At 72.6% G+C, this 21,214-nt stretch carries 18 protein-coding genes; 8 read left to right on the forward strand and 10 right to left on the reverse strand.

Annotation, left to right across the window (positions count from 1 at the left end):
- Positions 1 to 130: 130 nt before the first annotated feature.
- On the reverse strand, positions 131 to 1,777 hold the full coding sequence (locus ACFWJB_RS09220) for an ABC-F family ATP-binding cassette domain-containing protein (protein WP_386921253.1): 1,647 nt from the start codon (positions 1,775 to 1,777) through the stop codon (positions 131 to 133).
- A 120-nt stretch (positions 1,778 to 1,897) separates the two neighbouring features.
- Between ACFWJB_RS09220 and ACFWJB_RS09225 the strand changes: the two genes are divergently transcribed.
- Positions 1,898 to 2,851, forward strand: coding sequence for an FAD-dependent oxidoreductase (locus ACFWJB_RS09225; RefSeq protein WP_386921255.1), 954 nt, complete (start codon positions 1,898 to 1,900; stop codon positions 2,849 to 2,851).
- 430 nt (positions 2,852 to 3,281) lie between these two features.
- Here ACFWJB_RS09225 and ACFWJB_RS09230 read toward each other — a convergent pair whose 3' ends face one another.
- Positions 3,282 to 5,015: a BCCT family transporter gene (locus tag ACFWJB_RS09230; RefSeq protein ID WP_386921257.1), complete on the reverse strand. Its 1,734-nt coding sequence runs from the start codon at positions 5,013 to 5,015 to the stop codon at positions 3,282 to 3,284.
- Positions 5,016 to 5,239: 224 nt separating this feature from the next.
- Here ACFWJB_RS09230 and ACFWJB_RS09235 point away from each other — a divergent pair, with 224 nt between their 5' ends.
- A complete protein-coding gene (locus tag ACFWJB_RS09235; protein WP_386921259.1) occupies positions 5,240 to 6,733 on the forward strand; it encodes a M1 family metallopeptidase in 1,494 nt (497 codons plus the stop codon).
- Between the two features lie 21 nt (positions 6,734 to 6,754).
- Here the strand turns inward: ACFWJB_RS09235 and ACFWJB_RS09240 are convergent, their stop codons facing one another.
- Entirely contained in the window at positions 6,755 to 7,240 is a 486-nt protein-coding gene (locus ACFWJB_RS09240) for a macro domain-containing protein (protein WP_386921261.1), read from the reverse strand.
- Between the two features lie 42 nt (positions 7,241 to 7,282).
- Entirely contained in the window at positions 7,283 to 8,749 is a 1,467-nt protein-coding gene (locus tag ACFWJB_RS09245) for an amino acid permease (protein ID WP_385467325.1), read from the reverse strand.
- Between the two features lie 232 nt (positions 8,750 to 8,981).
- Between ACFWJB_RS09245 and ACFWJB_RS09250 the strand changes: the two genes are divergently transcribed.
- Complete coding sequence (locus tag ACFWJB_RS09250) at positions 8,982 to 9,779, forward strand: MerR family transcriptional regulator (RefSeq protein ID WP_386921264.1); 798 nt, start codon at positions 8,982 to 8,984, stop codon at positions 9,777 to 9,779.
- A 39-nt stretch (positions 9,780 to 9,818) separates the two neighbouring features.
- Here the strand turns inward: ACFWJB_RS09250 and ACFWJB_RS09255 are convergent, their stop codons facing one another.
- The 3 genes from ACFWJB_RS09255 to ACFWJB_RS09265 are packed head-to-tail and all read right to left on the reverse strand — an operon-like array spanning position 9,819 to position 14,411.
- A complete protein-coding gene (locus ACFWJB_RS09255; protein WP_385471441.1) occupies positions 9,819 to 11,999 on the reverse strand; it encodes a 3-hydroxyacyl-CoA dehydrogenase NAD-binding domain-containing protein in 2,181 nt (726 codons plus the stop codon).
- Positions 12,000 to 12,033: 34 nt separating this feature from the next.
- Positions 12,034 to 13,248, reverse strand: coding sequence for an acetyl-CoA C-acetyltransferase (locus tag ACFWJB_RS09260; RefSeq protein ID WP_385471438.1), 1,215 nt, complete (start codon positions 13,246 to 13,248; stop codon positions 12,034 to 12,036).
- 11 nt (positions 13,249 to 13,259) lie between these two features.
- A complete protein-coding gene (locus ACFWJB_RS09265) occupies positions 13,260 to 14,411 on the reverse strand; it encodes a CaiB/BaiF CoA transferase family protein (protein WP_386921266.1) in 1,152 nt (383 codons plus the stop codon).
- A gap of 239 nt (positions 14,412 to 14,650) precedes the next feature.
- Between ACFWJB_RS09265 and ACFWJB_RS09270 the strand changes: the two genes are divergently transcribed.
- Both ACFWJB_RS09270 and ACFWJB_RS09275 read left to right on the forward strand, forming a co-directional pair.
- Positions 14,651 to 15,829, forward strand: coding sequence for a saccharopine dehydrogenase family protein (locus tag ACFWJB_RS09270; RefSeq protein WP_385471432.1), 1,179 nt, complete (start codon positions 14,651 to 14,653; stop codon positions 15,827 to 15,829).
- A gap of 105 nt (positions 15,830 to 15,934) precedes the next feature.
- Entirely contained in the window at positions 15,935 to 16,132 is a 198-nt protein-coding gene (locus tag ACFWJB_RS09275; RefSeq protein ID WP_385471429.1) for a hypothetical protein, read from the forward strand.
- On the opposite strand, the gene ACFWJB_RS09280 is transcribed toward ACFWJB_RS09275, so the two are convergent.
- Positions 16,075 to 16,821 carry an endonuclease V gene (locus ACFWJB_RS09280; protein ID WP_385471426.1) on the reverse strand — a complete coding sequence of 249 codons (747 nt, stop codon included), beginning with the start codon at positions 16,819 to 16,821 and terminating at the stop codon, positions 16,075 to 16,077. The two genes, ACFWJB_RS09275 and ACFWJB_RS09280, sit on opposite strands and share 58 nt — an antisense overlap.
- 43 nt (positions 16,822 to 16,864) lie before the next feature.
- Here ACFWJB_RS09280 and ACFWJB_RS09285 point away from each other — a divergent pair, with 43 nt between their 5' ends.
- Entirely contained in the window at positions 16,865 to 17,161 is a 297-nt protein-coding gene (locus ACFWJB_RS09285; RefSeq protein WP_385471423.1) for a YciI family protein, read from the forward strand.
- Between the two features lie 12 nt (positions 17,162 to 17,173).
- On the opposite strand, the gene ACFWJB_RS09290 is transcribed toward ACFWJB_RS09285, so the two are convergent.
- The gene (locus tag ACFWJB_RS09290) at positions 17,174 to 17,503 is read right to left on the reverse strand and encodes a plasmid stabilization protein (RefSeq protein ID WP_386921269.1); all 330 of its coding nucleotides are present in this window, start codon (positions 17,501 to 17,503) and stop codon (positions 17,174 to 17,176) included.
- A gap of 289 nt (positions 17,504 to 17,792) precedes the next feature.
- Here ACFWJB_RS09290 and ACFWJB_RS09295 point away from each other — a divergent pair, with 289 nt between their 5' ends.
- Positions 17,793 to 18,209: an SsgA family sporulation/cell division regulator gene (locus tag ACFWJB_RS09295; protein ID WP_385471417.1), complete on the forward strand. Its 417-nt coding sequence runs from the start codon at positions 17,793 to 17,795 to the stop codon at positions 18,207 to 18,209.
- Positions 18,210 to 18,292: 83 nt separating this feature from the next.
- Here ACFWJB_RS09295 and ACFWJB_RS09300 read toward each other — a convergent pair whose 3' ends face one another.
- Entirely contained in the window at positions 18,293 to 18,964 is a 672-nt protein-coding gene (locus ACFWJB_RS09300) for a GPP34 family phosphoprotein (RefSeq protein WP_386921271.1), read from the reverse strand.
- 327 nt (positions 18,965 to 19,291) lie between these two features.
- Between ACFWJB_RS09300 and ACFWJB_RS09305 the strand changes: the two genes are divergently transcribed.
- Positions 19,292 to 20,929, forward strand: coding sequence for an ABC-F family ATP-binding cassette domain-containing protein (locus ACFWJB_RS09305; protein ID WP_386921273.1), 1,638 nt, complete (start codon positions 19,292 to 19,294; stop codon positions 20,927 to 20,929).
- Positions 20,930 to 21,214: the final 285 nt, after the last annotated feature.

Below are 21,214 nucleotides of genomic sequence, written 5' to 3' on the forward strand. Positions count from 1 at the left end.
CGCGACGCCGTGGCTCGGGGTGGGCGCGGCGGACCGGCGCTTGCCGGGTGCCGCCGCCGCGCCCACCCGTGCCGCCCCTGGCGACCTCCCAGGCCGTTCAGGCACTGGGTTGAGGCACGACTGCCCGCGGCTACGGGCGGCTTTCCGTGACCTTGCCGTCCGTCACTTCCAGGCGGCGGGTGACGTGGAGGGCGTCCAGCATGCGACGGTCGTGGGTGATCAGGAGGAGGGTGCCCTCGTAGGCGTCGAGGGCCGCTTCCAGCTGCTCGATGGCCGGCAGGTCCAGGTGGTTGGTCGGCTCGTCGAGGACCAGGAGGTTGACGCCCCTGCCCTGGAGGAGGGCCAGGGCGGCCCTCGTGCGTTCGCCCGGGGAGAGGGTCGACGCCGGACGCACGACGTGGTCCGCCTTGAGGCCGAACTTGGCCAGCAGGGTGCGGATGTCGGCCGGCTCGGTGTCCGGTGTCGCCGTGCGGAAGGCGTCCAGCAGGGACTCGGGCCCGTGGAACAGCGCGCGTGCCTGGTCCACCTCGCCGAGCAGGACGCCCGAGCCCAGCGCCGCGTGCCCGGCGTCGAGCGGGACGCGGCCCAGGAGGGCGCCGAGGAGTGTGGACTTGCCCGCGCCGTTGGCTCCGGTGACCGCCACGCGGTCCGCCCAGTCGATCTGGAGGGAGACCGGGCCGAGCGTGAAGTCGCCGCGCCGGACCTCCGCGTCGCGCAGCGTGGCGACCACCGCGCCGGAGCGCGGCGCCGACGCGATCTCCATGCGCAGGTCCCACTCCTTGCGCGGCTCCTCGACGACGTCGAGGCGTTCGATCATGCGCTGGGTCTGGCGGGCCTTGGCCGCCTGCTTCTCGCTGGCCTCGCTGCGGAACTTGCGGCCGATCTTGTCGTTGTCGTTGCCCGCCTTGCGCCGGGCGTTCTTGACGCCCTTGTCCATCCAGGTGCGCTGCATCTGCGCCCGGTCCTGGAGCGCCGCGCGCTTGTCGGCGTACTCCTCGTACTCGTCGCGGGCGTGCCGGCGGGCCACCTCGCGTTCCTCCAGGTAGGCCTCGTAGCCGCCGCCGTAGAGGTTGATCTGCCGCTGGGCCAGGTCCAGTTCCAGGACCTTGGTGACGGTGCGGGTGAGGAACTCGCGGTCGTGGCTGACGACGACGGTGCCGGCGCGCAGGCCGGTCACGAAGCGCTCGAGGCGCTCCAGGCCGTCCAGGTCCAGGTCGTTGGTCGGCTCGTCGAGCAGGAAGACGTCGTAGCGGGACAGCAGGAGCGAGGCGAGGCCCGCCCGCGCCGCCTGGCCGCCGGACAGGGACGTCATCGGCTGGTCCAGGCCCACCGTGAGGCCCAGCGCGGCGGCGGTCTCCTCCGCACGGTCGTCGAGGTCGGCGCCCCCGAGGGCGAGCCAGCGTTCCAGGGCGGTCGCGTAGGCGTCGTCGGCGCCCGGGGCGCCCTCGACCAGCGCCTCGGTGGCCTCGTCCATGGCGCGCTGGGCCTCGGTGACGCCGGTGCGGCGGGCGAGGAACGCCCGGACGGTCTCGCCGGGCCGGCGCTCCGGCTCCTGCGGGAGGTGGCCGACGGTGGCGCTCGGCGGGGACAGGCGCAGCTCGCCCTGCTCAGGGGTGGTGAGGCCGGCGAGCATCCGCAGGAGGGTGGACTTGCCGGCGCCGTTGGCCCCGACGAGTCCGATCACGTCGCCGGGGGCGACGACGAGGTCGAGCCCGGTGAACAGGGAGCGGTCGCCGTGGCCGGCGGCGAGGTTCTTGGCGACGAGGGTGGCAGTCATCAGACCGTCGATCCTAACCGCGCCCTGCCGCGCGGCCGGCCGCCGTCGGGCGGGGCAGCCGGCGTCGTTCGGCTGTGCACGCCCTGACGTTCCCGGGCGGCGAGGGCCTATCGTCCCGGTGTGGAAAACGAACTGGGTGACGAGGTCGTCGTGGTCGGCGGCGGTGTGATCGGGCTGACGACGGCCGTCGTGCTCGCCGAGCGCGGCCGGCGGGTGCGGGTGTGGACGCGGGAGCCCGTCGAGCGCACCACCTCAGCGGTCGCGGGCGCGCTGTGGTGGCCGTACCGCATCGAACCGGTGGCGCTGGCGCGGGAATGGGCGCTGCGCTCCCTGGACGTGTACGAGGAACTCGCGGCGCGACCCGAGGGGACGGGCGTCCGCGTGGTCGAGGGGGTGCTGGGCGAGACGGAACCGGCCGAGGTCGACGGATGGGCGACCGCGCGGCTGCCGGGGCTCCGTCCGGCGCGCGCCGACGAGTACGGCGGGTCGGGGCTGTGGGCGCGGCTGCCCCTGATCGACATGTCGACTCATCTGCCATGGCTGCGGGAGCGGTTGGCGGCGGCGGGCGGTGTGGTGGAGACGCGGGCGGTGGCCGACCTGGCGGAGGTCGGGGCGCCGGTGGTGGTCAACTGCACGGGGCTGGGCGCCCGGGAGCTGGTGCCGGACGCGTCCGTGCGTCCGGTGCGCGGGCAGCTGGTGGTGGTGGAGAACCCGGGCATCGACACCTGGCTGGTCTCCACCGACCCGGTCTCCGGGGAGATGGCGTACCTGTTCCCGCACCCCGGCCGGCTCGTGCTGGGCGGCACGGCCGAGGAGGACGCCTGGTCGGCGGAGCCGGACCCGGCGGTCGCGGAGGCGATCGTGCGGCGGTGTGCCGCGCTGCGGCCGGAGATCGCCGGGGCTCGGGTGCTGGAGCACCGGGTGGGGCTGCGGCCGGCGCGGGACGCGGTGCGGCTGGAGAGCGAGCGGCTGCCGGACGGGCGGCTGCTGGTGCACAACTACGGTCACGGCGGCGCGGGCGTGACGGTGGCCTGGGGCTGCGCCCGGGAGGCGGCGCGACTGGCGGCAGGCTGACGACGGGACCGCGGGTGGCTCCGCCGGGGCCGGCGGACGGTGCGGGGTGCCCCTCCCCGGTGGAGCCGCCGCCGCTCTGCGGCCGCGGGCGGTCGGGCGGGCGGACGGGTGCCGGGGCCCGGAGACGGCCCGGCCCCGGCCTCCACCGCCACCAGTCGGGCCCCATGGGCGGTCGGGCAGGTGGCGGGGGCGACCGCCACGGCCTCCACCGCCCGCAGTCGGACCCCATGGGCGGTCGGACGGGTACCCGGCGGTCAGCCGCCCTGGCCTCGGCGAGGCCGAAGGGGCTGCCGGACTCCGGGCGGGCCCGGCCGGCCGGAGGCGGAGCCGCCCGGAGTCCGGACCCGTGAGCGACGCCTCGCCCACCGAGGCGAGGCGTGGTCCCCGGCCGCCCCGCGGATGCGGGACGCGGGGACCGCCCCGGCGGTGGTCAGGCGTCGTGCTTGCCGATCGGGTCGCCCTCCACTTCCGTGCCGGCGCCCGGGCCGATGCGGAGCTCGAACTCGCCGTCGTACTTCTCGTGGCCCGCGATGACGGCCATTTCGACGGCCTCGGAGCCCATCTCGCCCCGCACGATGAGCGGGTCCCGGCGCAGGTCGCGCATGAGGGCGACACACATGAAGATCATCACGATGACGAACGGCGCCGCCGCGAGGATCGTCAGGTTCTGCAGGCCGGTCAGCGCGTCGCCCTGGCCGCTGCCGACCAGGAGCATGATCGCGGCGACGGCACCGGTGACCACGCCCCAGAACACGACCACCCAGCGGCTGGGTTCGAGCGCGCCCTTCTGCGAGAGGGTGCCCATCACGATCGAGGCCGCGTCGGCACCCGAGACGAAGAAGATGCCGACGAGGATCATCACCAGCAGGCTGGTGGCGGTGGCGACGGGGAATTCCTGGAGGACGGCGAAGAGCTGGCCCTCGGGCGTCGAGTCGTTGCCGAGCCGGCCCTGTTCCTGCAGCTTCATCGCCGAGCCGCCGAAGATCGCGAACCAGATCAGGCTGACCGTGCTGGGCACGAGGATGACGCCGCCGATGAACTGCCGGATCGTCCGGCCCCGGCTGATGCGGGCGATGAACATGCCGACGAAGGGCGTCCAGGAGATCCACCAGGCCCAGTAGAAGACGGTCCAGCTGCCCAGCCAGTCGGCGACGCCCTTGCCGCCGCTGGCCTCCGTGCGGCCGGCCAGCTGGGGCAGGTCGCCGAGGTAGGCGAAGACCGAGGTGGGCACCAGGTCGAGGACCACGATGGTCGGGCCGGCGACGAAGACGAACACCGCGAGGATCAGGGCCAGCACCATGTTGGTGTTGGACAGCCACTGGATGCCCTTCTCCACACCGGAGATCGCGGAGGCCACGAACGCCACGGTCAGCACCGCGATGATGGTGACGAGCAGTCCCGTGCTGACCTTGTCCAGCCAGTCCAGCTTCTCCACGCCGGAGCCGATCTGGAGGGCGCCGAGGCCGAGCGAGGCGGCGGAGCCGAAGACGGTCGCGATGATGGCGAGCATGTCGATGATCCGGCCGCCGACGCCGTTGGCGTTCTTCTCGCCGATGAGCGGGGTGAACACGGCGCTGATGGTCTGGCGGCGGCGCCTGCGGAAGGTGCTGTAGGCGATGCCGAGACCGACCACCGCGTAGATGGCCCACGGGTGGAGCGTCCAGTGGAACAGGGTGGTGGCCATGGCCGTCTCCATGCGGTCGCCGGAGTCGGCCGGGGAGGTGCCCGGCGGGGGCGTCGTGTAGTGCGCCAGCGGCTCACTGACGCCGTAGAACATCAGGCCGATGCCCATGCCCGCGCTGAACATCATCGCGACCCAGGACACCGTGCGGAACTCGGGCTTCTCGCCCTCGCTGCCGAGGTGGATCCGGCCGTAACGGCTGGCCGCGAGCCAGAGGGCGAAGACGACGAAGCCCGAGGCGGCCAGCATGAACGCCCAGCCGCCGTTGTGCATCAGGCCACCGAGCATGGTGCTGGAGGCGTTCTCCAGCGAGTCGGTGAAGGCGGCGCCCCAGATGACGAAGGCGAGGGTCAGGGCAGCCGTGACGCCGAAGACGACCCGGTCGGTCCGGGGGTGCTTCTCCTGCCCGGGGAGGGCCGCCTCCGAACCCGGAAGCGTGCCTCTTTCATGGTGTTCCTCGTCGCTCGATCGGTCCTGCGTCACAGGCGGCACCTTTCACATCGGTGAGGCCGAAAATAGTCCTCTGGTACGCCCTTACCACGCGCGACGCGGAACTCACCTCCCCGGCGGCGGGTGTCGGGGCCCCCTCGGTGTTCCATGACGGCCGGATGACGATCGTGTGACCGCGGTGGCCGTGGACATGACCGGGCGCACAGGTGCTGAATAGGCTCCGAACAGACCGCGCACCCTTACGACTTGGAGCTTTCGTGCACCGCAGATTCATCGTGCCGGGCGCACTGGGCGCCGCCTCCCTCATGCTGGCGATCCCGGCGTCGGCGGCGGCCCACTCCCCCGGCGCTCCGGGCATCGGCGATCCCTACTACCCGGCCTACGGCAACGGCGGATACGACGTCTCCCACTACGACCTGCGCCTGAAGTACCAGCCGGCGACCGACCGCCTGGAGGGCACGGCGACGATCCTGGCCCGCACCACGCAGGACCTGTCGCGCTTCGACCTGGACTTCCTGCTGGACGTGGCCGAAGTGCGGGTGAACGGCGCGAAGGCGTCGTTCACGACGTCGGGCGAGCACGAGCTGGTGATCACCCCGAAGAGCCCGCTGCGCAAGGACACGCCCGTCACCGTGGTGGTGCGCTACAGCGGGGTGCCGTCCTCCAAGCAGGCGTACGGCTTCACCAGCTGGCACCGCACCCCCGACGGCGGCGTCGGCGCGAACGAGCCCGAGGCGGCCTGGTGGTGGTTCCCCAGCAACGACCACCCGCTCGACAAGGCCACCTTCGACGTGTCGGTGCAGGTGCCGGACGGCACCCAGGCCATCTCCAACGGCACCCTCCAGTCCAGCAGCTCACGACTCGGCTGGACCCGGTACAACTGGCGCTCGGACAAGCCGCAGGCCACGTATCTCGCCACCCTGGCGGTCGGGAGGTTCGACCTCACCACCGGCACGACCGAGAGCGGCATCCCGGTCGTCAACGCCTACAGCAGGGACCTCGGCGCCCACGACGGCGCGGCGCGGGCCAGCGTGGAGCGGACCGGGGAGATCGCCGACTGGCTGAGCGGCTACTTCGGGCCGTACCCCTACAACGCGCTCGGCGGGTACGTGCCGAACACGACCACCGGGTACGCGCTGGAGACGCAGACCCGGCCCTTCTACAGCCCGCGGCAGTTCGCGAACGGGTCGAACGTGTCCGTCGTCGTCCACGAGCTGGCCCACCAGTGGTACGGCGACCTGGTGTCCGTGCGCGGCTGGAAGGACATCTGGATCAACGAGGGCTTCGCGCGGTACGCCCAGTGGCTGTGGTCCGAGCACGAGGGCGAGGGCACGGCGCAGGAGCTCGCCGACTACACGTACGCCTCGCACCCGGCCGACGACCCGTTCTGGACGGTGCGGCCCGGTGACCCCGGTCCGGAGAACCAGTTCGACGCCGCGGTCTACGACCGGGGCGCGCTGGCCGTGCAGGCACTGCGCAACGAGATCGGCGACGAGGCGTTCTTCGAGGTCCTGAAGGGCTGGCCGCAGCGGTACGCCTACGGCAACGCGTCGGTCGCCGACTTCCGGCGGTATGCCGAGGAGGTGTCCGGCAAGCCGCTGGCCGCGCTGTTCGACACCTGGCTGTTCCAGCCGTCGAGGCCGGACGCGCCGGCGGCTCGCGCGGCGTCCCTCGCGAAGGCGCCGGCCGCGCCCGCGCAGCCGCGGTCGTGGAAGGGGATCGCCGCGACGAACGACGTGCACGAGCACTGAGGCACCGGGGACGGCGTCCGCTCAGGCGCCGTCCCCGTGGTCGTACACGGTCACGGATATGCCCTGCCGGGTGAGCCGCTGCGTGACGAGCGGCTCGACGCGGGACCACTTTCCGCCGGCCAGGCCGCAGCCGATGCGGGGCATGTGCACGGAGGCGTTCAGCTCGGCCGCCCGGGCGGCGACGCGGCCCAGCGCGGTGTCGATCGCCTCGTAGCGAACCGGGACGCCCTTGCTGCCGGTCCTGGTGCCGCGCTGGCCGATCATGTTGGCCACCCATGTGCAGGGCTCGACCTGGACGAACTGCACGGCGCCCAGACCGAAGTCGTTCGCGGCGCGGTCGCGGTGCCAGGCGCGGTAGGCCGCCTCCGGCTCCGGCCAGCGGCGGGACAGGGCCAGGACGAAGCCCTTGCCCCAGCCGCCGAGGTCGTTGCAGACATGGGCGATCACCTTGACGCCCTTCACCGACGGGGCGGTGGCGTCACCACGGACGTACGCGATCTCCGACATGACGCCACCGTAGAGGCCGCCACTGACAGCGGCCCGGGTCGGCTAGCCGTTCAGCCGGCCCAGTTCCCGGTCGGCGTTGTGCGCCACCCGGCGGCGGACGCCGAACCAGCCGACGACCAGCATCAGCGCGACCACCGGGATCAGCAGAAGGGTCCAGCGGCCGATCTCGGGGTCGTTGCCCATCATGCACAGCACGGCCACGAGGAAGGCGACCGTGGCGATCTCCGTGACCGGGCTGCCGGGCAGGCGGAAGTGCGGGCGGGTGACCAGCCCGGCCCGGGCGCGGCGCACGAAGACCAGGTGGCAGATCATGATGATCACCCAGGTGCTGATGATGCCGAGGGAGGCCACGTTCAGCACGATCTCGAAGGCCTTGCTCGGCATCAGGTAGTTCAGGCCCACGCCGAGCACGCAGATGCCGCAGGTCAGCAGGATGCCGCCGTAGGGGACCTGGCTGCGGCTCATCACGCGGGTGAATTTGGGCGCGGAGCCCGCCATCGCCATGGAGCGCAGGATGCGGCCGGTGGAGTACAGGCCGGAGTTCAGCGACGACATGGCGGCGGTGAGGACGACGAGGTTCATCACGTCGCCGGCCGCCGGGACGCCGACCTTGGACAGCACCGTGACGAAGGGGCTCTCGTCACCCGAGTAGAGCGATCCGGGCAGCAGCAGGGCCAGCAGGACGACCGAGCCGACGTAGAAGAGGGCGACGCGCCACATGATCGAGTTCACCGCGCGCGGGACGACCTTCTCCGGCTCGGCGGTCTCGCCGGCGGCCACGCCGACCAGTTCCAGGGCCGCGTAGGCGAAGATCACGCCCTGCATCACGAGCACCACGGGCATCACGCCGTGCGGGAGGATGCCGCCGTGGTCGGTGATCATGCCGACGCCCGGGGTGTAGCCGCCCACGTCGTGCTGGGTGGCCAGCAGGAAGATGCCGATCAGCATGAAGCCCACCAGGGTGGCGACCTTGATGATCGCGAACCAGAACTCCATCTCGCCGAAGATCTTCACCGAGATGAGGTTCACGGCCAGGACCACCGCGAGGGCGGCCAGGGCGAGCACCCATTGCGGGATGCTCGTGAACAGGCTCCAGTAGTGCGTGTACAGCGCGATCGCGGTGATGTCGGCGATGCCGGTGGTCGACCAGTTCAGGAAGTACATCCAGCCGGCGACGTAGGCGCCCTTCTCGCCGAGGAACTCGCGCGCGTACGACACGAACGACCCGGACGAGGGCCGGTAGAGCACGAGCTCGCCGAGCGCCCTGACCACGAAGAAGGCGAAGACACCGCAGACCAGGTAGGCGACGGCGAGCGCCGGGCCCGCGTCGCGCAGCCGGCCGCCGGCGCCGAGGAAGAGGCCGGTGCCGATCGCGCCGCCGATGGCGATCATGTTGACGTGGCGGGCCTTGAGGTCCTTGCTGTAGCCGGCGTCGCCCGCGTCCGCGGGTGTCCCGGCCGCCTGGGGATGGGCGGCGGCCTGTGCCGTGTCGACGGCGTCCTTGCTCACGGGTGGTTCCACTCTCTGGTGCGCCCGGGCGGGGTGCGCCCGGGTCGTCCGTACAGTGACGTGGCCCGCACCACCCTTCGCGGCACAGACCAGTGCAGCACCTTCCCACGACTCTGCGTTCACATGCGGTGGTTCATGTCACAGAGCGTGACTTCTCACAGGACCCGCCGGGCGTCTTCACGTGGGGCACATGAGGTGTCACAGCACTGGTGAGACAGCGATACTGCTGCACATGACGACGAGCGACACCGGGGAGCCGGCCCTCACGATCGACGAGCTGGCCGCGCGGGCCGGCGTCACGGTGCGCACGGTCCGCTTCTACGGCACCAAGGGCCTGCTGCCGCCGCCCGCGATCGGCCCTCGGCGGGTGGGTCGGTACGGCCGGGAGCACCTGGCCCGGCTGGCGCTGATCGAGGAGTTGCAGCACCAGGGCATGACGCTGGCCGCGATCGAGCGGTATCTGAAGCAGCTGCCGCCCGACCTGACGGTCCACGACCTGGCGCTGCACCGCGCGGTGGTGGCGTCCTGGGCGCCGGAGACGGTGGAGCGGGTCACGCGCGAGGAGCTGGGCCGGCGGGCCGGGCGGCCGCTGACCGACGACGAGGTGGCCCGGCTGACGGAGATGGACATCGTCGCGCGGGACGGCGACGCGAAGAACGGGGACGCGGAAGGCGGCGACGCGGGGCGCGGGGACGCGGAAGACGGGAACGCGGAAGACGGGAACGCGGGGCGCGGGGACGCCTACCGCGTCGACGCGGGGCTGCTCCGGCTCGGCGTCGAGCTGCTCGACGTGCCCCTGTCCCCCGAGACGGTCCTCGCCGCACGCACCTCTCTGCTCGAGCACTCCCGGGCCGCCGCGCGCGACCTGTCGCGGTTGCTGCGCGACGCCGTCACCGAGCGCGACGCGCGGGACGTGCGGTCCCTGTCCGCCCACATGCACCCGATCGTGGTGCAGGCGCTGCTGACCACCTTCCAGCGGTCGCTGCGGGACGAGCTGCGCGAGTGGCTGGACGCCGACGGCGAGCGCTGAGAAGTTCCTCAGTCGCCCGCCGTCGGTGGGAGGCCACCGTCAGCGGCCGTCGGTGAAGACCTCCCCGTTCTCCGCCTTCTCCACGAGCAGCGCGGGCGGTGTGAACCGGTCGCCGTAGCGCTCGGCGAGTTCCCGGGCGCGGGCGACGAAGCCGGGCAGGCCGCCGTCGTAGCCGTTGATGTACTGGAGGATGCCGCCGGTCCAGCCGGGGAAGCCGATGCCGAAGATCGAGCCGATGTTGGCGTCGGCGACGGAGGTCAGCACGCCCTCCTCCAGGAGGCGGACGGTGTCCAGCGCCTCGGAGAACAGCATGCGCTCCTGCATGTCGCGGAACGGGATCTCGTAGCCCGGCTTGGTGAAGTGCTCGCGCAGGCCCGGCCACAGTCCGGTCCGCTTGCCGTCCTCGCCGTACTCGTAGAAGCCGGCGCCGCCGGAGCGGCCGGGGCGCTCGAACTCGTCGACCATGCGGTCGATGACGGCCTCGGCGGGGTGCGCGGTCCAGGTGCCGCCCGACTCCTCCACGGCCCGCTTGGTCTCGTTGCGGATCTTCCGGGGGAGGGTGAGGGTCAGCTCGTCCATGAGGGAGAGCACCTTGGCCGGGTAGCCGGCCTGGGCCGCGGCCTGCTCGACCGAGGCGGGCTCGATGCCCTCGCCGACCATGGCGACGCCCTCGTTGATGAAGTGGCCGATCACGCGGGAGGTGAAGAAGCCGCGCGAGTCGTTGACCACGATCGGCGTCTTCCTGATCTGCCGGACCAGGTCGAAGGCACGGGCCAGGGCCTCGTCGCCGGTGCGCTCGCCCCTGATGATCTCGACCAGCGGCATCTTGTCGACGGGCGAGAAGAAGTGCAGTCCGATGAAGTCGTCCTGGCGCTCGACGCCCTCGGCCAGCGCGGTGATGGGCAGCGTGGAGGTGTTGGAGCACAGCAGCGCGTCGGGGGCGACGACGTGCTGGATCTCCTGGAACACCTTATGCTTGAGGGAGGTGTCCTCGAAGACCGCCTCGATGACCGCGTCGCAGCCCGCCAGGTCGGCGGCCTCGGCGGTCGGGGTGATCCGGGCGAGCAGCGCGTCGGCCTTCTCCTGGCTCGTGCGGCCCCTGGCGACGGCCTTCGCGCACAGCTTCTCGGAGTAGGCCCTGCCCTTGAGCGCCGCCTCCAGCGAGACGTCCTTGAGGACGACGTCGATGCCCGCGCGGGCACACGAGTAGGCGATGCCGGCGCCCATCATCCCGGCGCCCAGGACGGCGACCTTGGTGACCTTGCGCGGCTCGATGTCCTTCGGGCGGTTGGCACCGGAGTTGACGGCCTGGAGATCGAAGAAGAACGCCTGGATCATGTTCTTCGCGGTCTGGCCGGCGGCCAGCTCGACGAAGTAGCGGGCCTCGATGACCTGAGCGGTCTCGAAGTCGACCTGGGAGCCCTCGACGGCGGCGGCCATGATGTTGCGCGGCGCCGGGTAGGGGGCGCCGGCCGTCTGCTTGCGCAGGTTGGCCGGGAAGGCGGGCAGGTTGGCGGCGAACTTCGGGTGGGCGGGGGTGCCGCCGGGGATGCGGTAGCCGGGCCGGTCCCAGGGCTGGGCGGACTCCGGGTTGGCGTCGATGAAGGCGCGGGCCTTGGCGAGCATGTCCTCGCGGCTGTCGGCGACCTCGTCGACCAGGCCGTTGTCCAGGGCGCGGCGCGGGCTGTACTGGGTGCCCTGGAGGAGGACCTTCAGCAGCGCGTCGGTGATACCGAGCATCCGGACGGTGCGGACGACGCCGCCGCCACCGGGGAGCAGGCCGAGGGTGACCTCGGGGCAGCCGATCTTGGAGCCGGGCGCGTCCAGGGCGACGCGGTGGTGGCAGGCGAGGGCGATCTCGTAACCGCCGCCGAGGGCGGCGCCGTTCATCGCGGCGACGACGGGCTTGCCGAGGGTCTCGATGCGGCGCAGGTCGCGCTTGATCGCCATGCCGCCGTCGAAGAGGTCCTGCGCGGTCTCGGGGGTGACCCGGATCAGGTCGCGCAGGTCGCCGCCGGCGAAGAAGGTCTTCTTGGCGGAGGTGACGATGACGCCGCGGATCGCGTCCTTCTCGGCCTCCAGGCGGTCGGCGACGGCCGCGAGGGACGCCCGGAACGCGGCGTTCATGGTGTTGGCGGACTGGTCGGGATCGTCGATGACGAGGGTGACGACGCCGGTGTCGTCCTGCTCCCAGCGGATGGTGGTGGACTCGGTGGTCATGAGGGGGTGCTCCAGGTGATCCGTCGGGAGGGGGTCAGATGCGCTCGACGATGGTGGCGATGCCCATGCCGCCGCCCACGCACAGGGTGGCGAGGCCGTACCGCTTGTCCTGGCGCTCCAGTTCGTCCACGAGGGTGCCGAGGATCATCGCGCCGGTGGCGCCGAGCGGGTGACCCAGCGCGATGGCGCCGCCGTTGACGTTGACCTTGTCCAGCGACAGCCCCATGTCCTTGACGAACCGCAGGACGACCGCCGCGAACGCCTCGTTGATCTCGACCAGGTCGATGTCGTCGATGGTCAGCCCGGCCTTGGCGAGGGCCTTGCGGGTAGCGGGGGCGGGCCCGGTCAGCATGATCGTGGGCTCGGAACCGGACACGGCGGCGGAGACGATCCGGGCGCGCGGGGTCAGCCCATAGCGGTCGCCGACCTCCTTGGAGCCGATGGCGACCAGCGACGCGCCGTCGACGATGCCGGAGGAGTTGCCCGCGTGGTGGACGTGGTCGATCCTCTCCACCCAGTGGTACTTCTGCAGCGCGACGGCGTCGAAGCCGCCGAGTTCGCCGATGTCGGCGAAGGACGGCTTGAGCTTCGCCAGGGAGTCGGCGGTGGTGCCGGGCCGCAGGTGCTCGTCGTGGTCGAGGACGGTGAGGCCGCTGCGGTCCCTCACCGGCACGACGGACCGCTCGAAGCGGCCCTCCTTCCACGCCGTGGCCGCGCGCTCCTGGGAGAGGGCCGCGTACTCGTCGACGTCGCGGCGGGAGAAGCCCTCGATGGTGGCGATCAGGTCGGCGCCGATGCCCTGCGGGACGAAGTTGGTGGCGAGGTTGGTCATCGGGTCGTTGAACCAGGCGCCGCCGTCCGAGGCCATCGGCACCCGGGACATGGACTCGACGCCACCGGCCAGGACCAGGTCCTCCCAGCCGGAGCGGACCTTCATGGCCGCCATGTTGACGGCCTCCAGACCCGAGGCACAGAAGCGGTTCTCCTGGACGCCGGCCACCGTGTCGGGAAGTCCGGCGGCGATGGCGGCGATGCGGGCGATGTCGGAGCCCTGGTCGCCGACCGGGCCGACCACGCCGAGCACGATGTCGTCCACGGCCGACGGGTCGAGGCCGGGGAAGCGGGCGCGGATCTCGTGGATCAGGCCGACGACCAGGTCGACGGGCTTGGTGCCGTGCAGGGCGCCGCTCGCCTTGCCGCGTCCGCGCGGGGTGCGGATCGCGTCGTACACGTACGCTTCGGTGCTCACTGGCAGGCCTTTCACTGAGGGTTCGCGGGGCTGTTCTGCTGTTGGGTGCGGGGCAGGTCCCAGTCGCGGGCGACGGCCTCCGCGTCGGCGCCCGGCCGGGCGGGTCCGGTACGGACGGCGGTGGGGGTCGCCGAGAAGCGGGGCGCGGGGGCCGGCTGGGTGATGCCGCCGTGGTCGGTGAAGGTGCCGCGGGCGGCGAGGTGCGGGTGGTGCGGGGCCTCGCGCAGTGACAGGACGGGGGCCACGCAGGCGTCGGAGTCCGTGAAGACGGCCGTCCACTCGTCCCGGGTGCGGGCCTTGAAGCGGGCGGCGATCGCCTCGCGCAGCTCGCTCCAGCACGCCGGGTCGTCGCGGGACGGCACCTGGTCCGGCATGCCGAGCCGCTCCAGGAACTCGGCGTAGAAGCGGGCCTCCAGGGCGCCGACCGCCATGTACCCGCCGTCGGCCGTCTCGTAGGTGCCGTAGAAGGGGGCGCCGCCGTCGAAGAGGTTGCTGCCGCGCCGGTCCTGCCAGCCGCCGGCGGCGAGCATGCCGTGGATCATCGCGGAGAGGTGGGCGGCGCCGTCCACGATGGCCGCGTCGACGACCTGGCCGGTGCCGGTCGCGCGGGCGTGGTGCAGGGCGGCGAGGATGCCGACGACCAGGTAGAGCGAGCCGCCCGCGTAGTCGCCGAGCAGGTTGGCGGGGACCGCCGGCGCTCCGTCGGGGGCGCCGATCATGCCTAGGGTTCCGGTGAGGGCGATGTATCCGATGTCGTGGCCGGCCCGCTGGGCGAGGGGGCCGTCCTGGCCCCAGCCGGTCATGCGCCCGTAGACCAGGCGCGGGTTGCGGGCGTGGCAGGGCCCGGGGCCGACGCCGAGGCGCTCGGCGACTCCGGGGCGGTAGCCCTCGATCAGGACGTCGGCGCGTTCGGCGAGGTCGAGGACGCGGGCCGGACCGTCGGGCGCCTTGAGGTCGACGACCACCGAGCGCTTGTTGCGGTTGGTGACGTCGAGGGCGGGGTCGATGGCGAGGCCGGGTCCGCCGGGCCGGTCGACGCGGACCACGTCGGCGCCGAGGTCGGCGAGGAGCATGGCGGCGAAGGGCCCGGGGCCGATGGCGGCCAGTTCGACCACGCGCACGCCGCTGAGCGGGCCGTCACCCGGCGTCTTCGCCTCCGTCATCGAGCCCCCAAGCTCTGTGACACAACTGATGTAACACCAGCGATGCTAAGAACGTGTTCCACTCGGCACAAGACCTGACGAGCAAGCGCTTAGCCAATTATGGGGCAGGCGCGTCGCCGGGCCCGGCACTCCTCACGCTAGCCTCAGCCACCGGCGACGGCGCGTGCTGTGGGCCCAGGGGTGCCGGCGAGGCCGCCGAGTGACACCGACGGGATGCCGGACGGTGGCGAAGGAGTGTCATGAGCAGGCTAAAAAGGTCGGACCGGCCGTACGACATCGTCCTCTTCGGGGCGACGGGATTCGTCGGCGAGCTCACCGCGGAGTACCTCGCCGCGCACGCACCGGAGGGACTGAGCTGGGCGATCGCCGGCCGCGACGAGGGCAGGCTGCGCCGGCTCGCCGAGCGGCTGCCCGGCGGCACGGACGTCGGCATGCTGCGGGCGGACGTGACCGACCCCGCCTCCCTGCGCGCGCTCGCCGAGCAGGCACGCGTGGTCGCCTCGACGGTGGGCCCGTACATCCGGTACGGCGAGGGGCTCGTCGCCGCCTGCGCGGACACCGGCACGGACTACCTGGACCTGACCGGCGAGCCCGAGTTCGTGGACCTCATGTACGTGCGGCACGACGCACGTGCCCGGGAGACGGGAGCGCGTCTGGTGCACGCGTGCGGCTTCGACTCCGTACCCCACGACCTGGGCGTGTACTTCACGGTGCGGCAGCTGCCGGAGGGCGTGCCGCTGACCGTGGACGGCTTCGTGACCGCCGGTGCCGCCTTCTCCGGCGGCACGTTCGCCTCCGCACTGGGCCAGTTCGCACGCGGCCGGCAGATGCGGGACGCGGCGCGGGAACGGCGCCGGCACGAGCCGCGGCTGGTGGGCCGCCGGGCGGTGACGCCGACGGGCGCCCCGCGGTACGCCGGTGAGGTGGGGGCCTGGGCGCTGCCGCTGCCGACCGTCGACCCGCAGATCGTGCGCCGCTCCGCCAAGGCACTCGACCGGTACGGCCCCGACTTCCGCTACCGGCACTACGCGGCCGTCCGGCATCTGCCCGTCGCGGTGGGCTCGGTGACGGCACTCGGCGCGCTGGTGGCCGCCGCGCAGGTCCCGCCGGTGCGGCGCCGCCTGTCCGGCCTGCTCGCACCGGGTGACGGACCGAGCCCGCAGAAGCGCGCGAGGAGCTGGTTCCGGGTCCGCTTCGTGGGCGAGGGCGGTGGCCGCCGGGTGTTCACCGAGGTCGCGGGCGGTGATCCCGGGTACGACGAGACGGCGAAGATGTTCGCCGAGGCCGCACTGTCCCTCGCCCTCGACGACCTGCCGGCGACGGCCGGTCAGGTCACCACGGCGGTGGCGATGGGCGACGCGCTCACCCAGCGGCTGCGGACCGCGGGCATCGCCTTCCGGGTGGCCGCCGCACGCTGACCCCTGGCATCCACCCGCTTTGAGACTTTGGCGGCCTCTCTCACTCCTCACCTGCGGCGCCGTGGGCCCAAGTGCCACAGGGAAGTTCAGTGAAACGATTGAGGCATGACGAAGTTCCTGCTCGAGGTGGATCTGGACGACGGCGCGGTCGCCGCGGACCCGGTGGGTGAGGTCCAGCGGATCCTGCGGTACTGGGGAGGCAACCTGCGGCACTACGCACTGCGCCCGGGCGACGGCTCGGCGGTCTACGACTCGCGGTACGGGGAGGTGGGCCGCTGGAGCGTCGAGGACCGGGCCCAGTAGGTGGCATCCCGCAGGGCGGCGCGGCACAGGGCGTCCGCCCTGCGGGTCGTCTCCGGCAGGCGGTAGGCGGGGGTCAGCGCCAGTGTGTGCGCACAGGCGTTGTCGAGGCTCACGCGGTGGCCGACGGAGACGAAGACCGGCTTGACCCCGTGGCGCGTGCGCAGCGCGCGCCCGACCTCCTCGGCACCGGCGAGCAGCGGGGACGCGCTGCCGCGCTGAGCCCCGGGGTCGTCGTGGGTGAAGGTGAACGGGTTCTTGGCGACGCCGATCGTGGGCAGTCCGGTGAGCACGCCGAGGTGACTGGCGAGGCCGAAGCGGCGCGGATGGGCCAGTCCGTAGCCGTCGCAGACGACCAGGCCGGGCGGGCAGGGCAGGGCGGCGAGAGCGGCGAGGACGGTGGGGATCTCGCGGAAGGCGAGCAGGCCGGGCACGTAGGGGAAGGAGATCCGGCCGACGGCGGTGGCCTCGGCGACCACGGCGAGGGTCGCCGCGTCGAGGACGACGGCGGCCGCCGCGACGACGTCCCGCTCGTCGTCGTAGGCGACGTCCACGCCGGTCACCCGTCCCGAGCCCGGGGGCGGGCCCGGCTCGTCGAGCACCACCCGGGCCCGCAGTTCGTCCTGGACGGCGCGGGCCCGTTCCTCCGTCGTGGGCCAGTCGGCGGGGGTCTGCGCGGTCACGGTCGTCATGGTGGCCGCAAGCCTACGGGACCCCGGGAGTAGGCTCCCGGTCATGTTCGTACTGGAGCTGTCCTACACCGCGCCGCTCGAAGCGGTCGACGCCGTGCTGCCGGCTCACGTGGCCTGGCTCGACGCCCTGTACGAACAGGGGGTGTTCCTGGCCTCCGGGCGCCAGGAACCCCGCAACGGCGGAGTGATCATCGCCGTCGCGGAGGACCGGGCACGGATCGAGGAGATCACCGCGGGCGATCCCTTCGTCGAGGCGGGCGTGTGCGCGTACCGCGTCACCGAGTTCGTCGCCACGAAGACGGCCCCGGCGCTGGAGCGCTACCGGGAGACGCCCGGTTAGGGCGGACGCGGCTCACTTGCCGAGCGCGCGCCGCAGCTCGCCCTTGTTCATGTTCGAACGGCCGCTGATGTCACGGCGCTTGGCCTCCTGGTAGAGCTGGTCGAAGGTGGGGCCCTGGGCGCCCTGCCGGGACCCGGAGCGCTGTCCGCCGCGCCTGCTCGGCGACTTGTCCTGCGTGGACGTACGGCTGGCGGTCTTCGACTCGCCCGACTGCGCACGCTCCTTGTTCACCGTCCGGGCCGCGATCTCCTTCGCCCGGCCGGTGCTCTCGCCACGGTCCTCGGCGCTCTCCTTGATGTGTTCGTACTGCCGCTCCCGCTTGGGGCTCGAACCACGTGGCATGTCCGCTCACTTCCTCTCGCGTTCAGCGAACGGATACCCACGTTACGGACGAACACCCTGCCCGGCGTCCGGAGCTCCGCCGGGCGGGGCAGCGGACGGGCGCGTGGCGCGGCGGCCGCAAGTGGCTTGTGCGACTACCGAGGAGAGTCTTGTCACTCGGGTGCATGAAGGCGGTGACAGAGGTCACTCGCACATCGTGTGCACGGATTGGCTGATTCCGTCGTCTCTTCCAGTGCCCGGCCCGTACCACCCCCGGAAGCCCGTCCAGCCGTCACGAGGGAGCAAGGCGTTGTCCACCGTCATCGAGCAGCCCGTCGAGGCGCGTCTCGTCGCTGCCGCGCCGCGTATGCCGAGCATTCCCGCCACGCTGCACTACGACCGCAGCGATCCGTTCGCCGTCCGCATGAGCTTCCCGGCCCCGGCCACGCTGGAGGGCGTGGACGTGTGCTGGACCTTCTCCCGCGAGCTGCTCATCGCCGGGATGCAGGAACCCGACGGCCACGGTGACGTGCGCGTGCGGCCCTACGGGTACGACCGCACCGTCCTGGAGTTCCACGCCCCCGAGGGCACCGCCGTCGTCCACGTCCGCTCCGGCGAGCTGCGCCGGTTCCTGCAGGCCACCAGTGAACTGGTCCCGGTGGGCCTGGAGCATCTGCAACTGGACCTGGACCACGACCTGGCGGAGCTGATGCGCGGAACCTGCTGAGCGGACCGGCCGGCCGGCGCGCGCCGCGCGGCCGAGACGAGCGGTCCCGGGCGGGGGCCGGGCCCGTCCCCCGCCGACGTCCGTCAGCGGCCCGCGGTGGCCACCGCGCGCGCCGTCTCCGCGCTCACCTCCGCCCGCACCTCCCGCAGCACCTTCCCCAGGCCGGGCGTCCCCGCCGCGCCGCGCGCGGTCAGCTCCTCGATCCGGCCCTCCCTTCGCACCCGGTCCCCCACGGGCCCCAGGGCACGCAGTTCGGCGGAGGCCGCCAGCGCGACGACGATCGCGTCCCGCCCGGAGACCTCCCCGGCCGGCAGCGGGCCCTCCAGGACGTCCCGCGCCTCCTCGCGCAGGGCCTGCGCCGCGGCGACCCGGGCCAGGACGTGGTCCACGGAGGGGAACACCCCGAGCACCCGCTTCTTCTCCGCCCGCAGGTACCCGTCGGCCACGAGCTGCTCCCGGACGGCGTCGAAGGTGACACGCGCGTACGGCCGCACCCACGCCCGCCAGCGGCGCGGCACGGACTCGCGGACGAGGTCCAGCAGTCCGTCGAGGACGGCGTCACCGGTGCGGGAGTCGGGGTCGACGGGCGTGGCGATGCCGTCGTCGTCGGTGAGCAGGCCGCGCCGGGCGAGTTCGGTGAGGGCGCCGGCGCGCACCAGGTGGTGCAGCCGCGCCGTGTCGGCACTCCCGGGCCGCGCCGGGTTCCAGGCCAGCAGGCAGAGCCGGGACGGCGGGGAGAGTGGGCCGTTGGGCACGAGGGCCTCCTCGGGGCTGTGGGACCGGCTCGGCGGTAAATGCGTTGACAGCCCGGATCGGGCGCTCCTACGGTGTACAACGCTTCTGTTGCCGCCGATCGGAGAAGGACGTTGTTCGTCTGAGGTTCTGAGACACCGCGTCACCCGCCCAGCGTGGGTGCACGTCGCGTGCGGCCTCGGCGTTCGAGCCGTCCCTGGCGGAACAGGGCATTTCTCATGCCCGCCGCCGGCGGACTCCTCCCTTCCCCGCCCTGCGGCGGCCGCCGCCTTCCGGTGTCTCGATACGCGTTTGCCCCTGACCGCATCGAGCAACCGCGGAGACTTCGCATGACCGCTTCCATCACCTGTACGGCCCTCTCCTTCTCCTGGCCCGACGGCACCTCCGTCTTCGAGGGTCTCGACGCCTCGTTCGGCCCCGGCCGGACCGGACTCGTCGGCGTCAACGGGTCCGGCAAGTCCACCCTGTTGAAGCTGATCGCCGGGCGGCTCGTCCCCGCCGACGGCACCGTCCGGGTGGCCGGCGAGGTGGGCCACCTCCCGCAGAACGTCACGCTCGACACCGGCCTGCGGGTCGACGAGGTGCTCGGCATCGCCGCGCGGCGGGCCGCGCTGCACGCCATCGAGGCCGGTGACGTGTCCGAGGAGCACTTCGAGGCCGTCGGCGACGACTGGGACGTCGAGGAGCGCGCGCTGGCCACGCTCGGCGAGCTCGGCCTCGGCCACGTGGCGCTGGACCGCACCATCGGCGAGGTGTCAGGCGGCGAGTCCGTCCTGCTCCGGCTGGCGGCCCTGCTGCTGCGCCGGCCGGACGTCCTGCTGCTGGACGAGCCCACCAACAACCTGGATCTGTACGCCCGCAGGCGGCTGTACGCGGCCGTCGCCTCCTGGCCGGGGGTGATGGTCGTGGTCAGCCACGACCGTGAGCTCCTCGAGCTCGTCGACCAGGTCGCAGACCTGCGGGCCGGCGGGATCACCCGGTACGGCGGCACCTTCTCCGCCTACGAGGAGGCCCTGGCCGTCGAGCAGGAGGCGGCCGAACGCATGGTGCGGGTCGCCGAGGCCGACCTGCGCAGACAGCGGCGCGAACTGTCCGACGCCCATGTCGTCCTGGCCCGGCGCAGGCGGTACGGGCAGAAGATGTACGACACCAAGCGCGAGCCCCGGGCGGTGATGAGGATGCGCAGGCGCACCGCCCAGGAGTCGGCCGGGAAGTACCGCATCATGCACGAGGAGAAACTCGCCGAGGCGAAGGAGCGACTCGACGACGCGGTGGAAGCCGTGCGGGACGACGACGAGATCCGCGTCGACCTGCCGTACACCGCCGTCCCGCCGGGCCGGACGGTGCTCACCCTGCGGGACCTGGAGCTCGTGTACGGCGCGCGGGTGCGGGGCGGTCTGGACCTGCACGGGCCCGAGCGGATCGCGCTGACCGGGCGCAACGGCGCGGGCAAGACCACGCTGCTGCGCACGATCGCCGGCGAGCTGGAACCGGTGTCGGGCGAGGCGACCGCGCACGTCCCGCTGCGGTTCCTGCCGCAGCGGCTCGACGTCCTGGACGACGAACTGACCGTCGCCGAGAACGTGGCCCGTCTCTCGCCGGGCGTGACCGGCAACCGGGTCCGGGCGCGCCTGGCCCGCTTCCTGTTCCGGGGCGCCCGGGCCGACCGGAAGGCGGCCACGCTGTCCGGCGGCGAACGCTTCCGGGCCACCCTGGCCGCGCTGATGCTGGCCGAACCCGCACCCCAGCTGCTCCTGCTGGACGAGCCGACGAACAACCTGGACATGGCGAGCGTCCGGCAGCTCACCACGGCCCTGGAGTCGTACGAGGGGGCGCTGATCGTGGCCAGTCACGACATGCCGTTCCTGGACTCGCTCGGCATCACGCGCCGGCTGCTGCTGGAGGAGGGAGAGCTGAGGGACGTCACGCGGGAGGCGGGCCCGGCCGCGGGACAGCGGGCCGGCTGACGGAGGCGTTCCGGCCGGGGCGGGACCCCCGGAGGCGTCACCGGACGCCTCCGGGGGTTCCGCGCGCGGGCGCCGGCACTGCATGATGGCCCGTCGGCGCACCGCCTTTCACCCGTTCGGCCCAGGACCTGCGGGTCGGGCCGCGCCACACCCCGGTGGACAGCGGCTGATCAGCGGCCTTTACAGTGCGTTTAACCTACGGTCTCGTAACCTACGGTTTCGTAGCCTACGATCCCGTAGGTTCCCGGCACCGCTCGCCGGTTCACCATCCGCTCTGTCGCACGT

The sequence above is a fragment of the Streptomyces sp. NPDC127100 genome (genome assembly GCF_042724095.1).
Classification (GTDB): Bacteria; Actinomycetota; Actinomycetes; order Streptomycetales; family Streptomycetaceae; genus Streptomyces.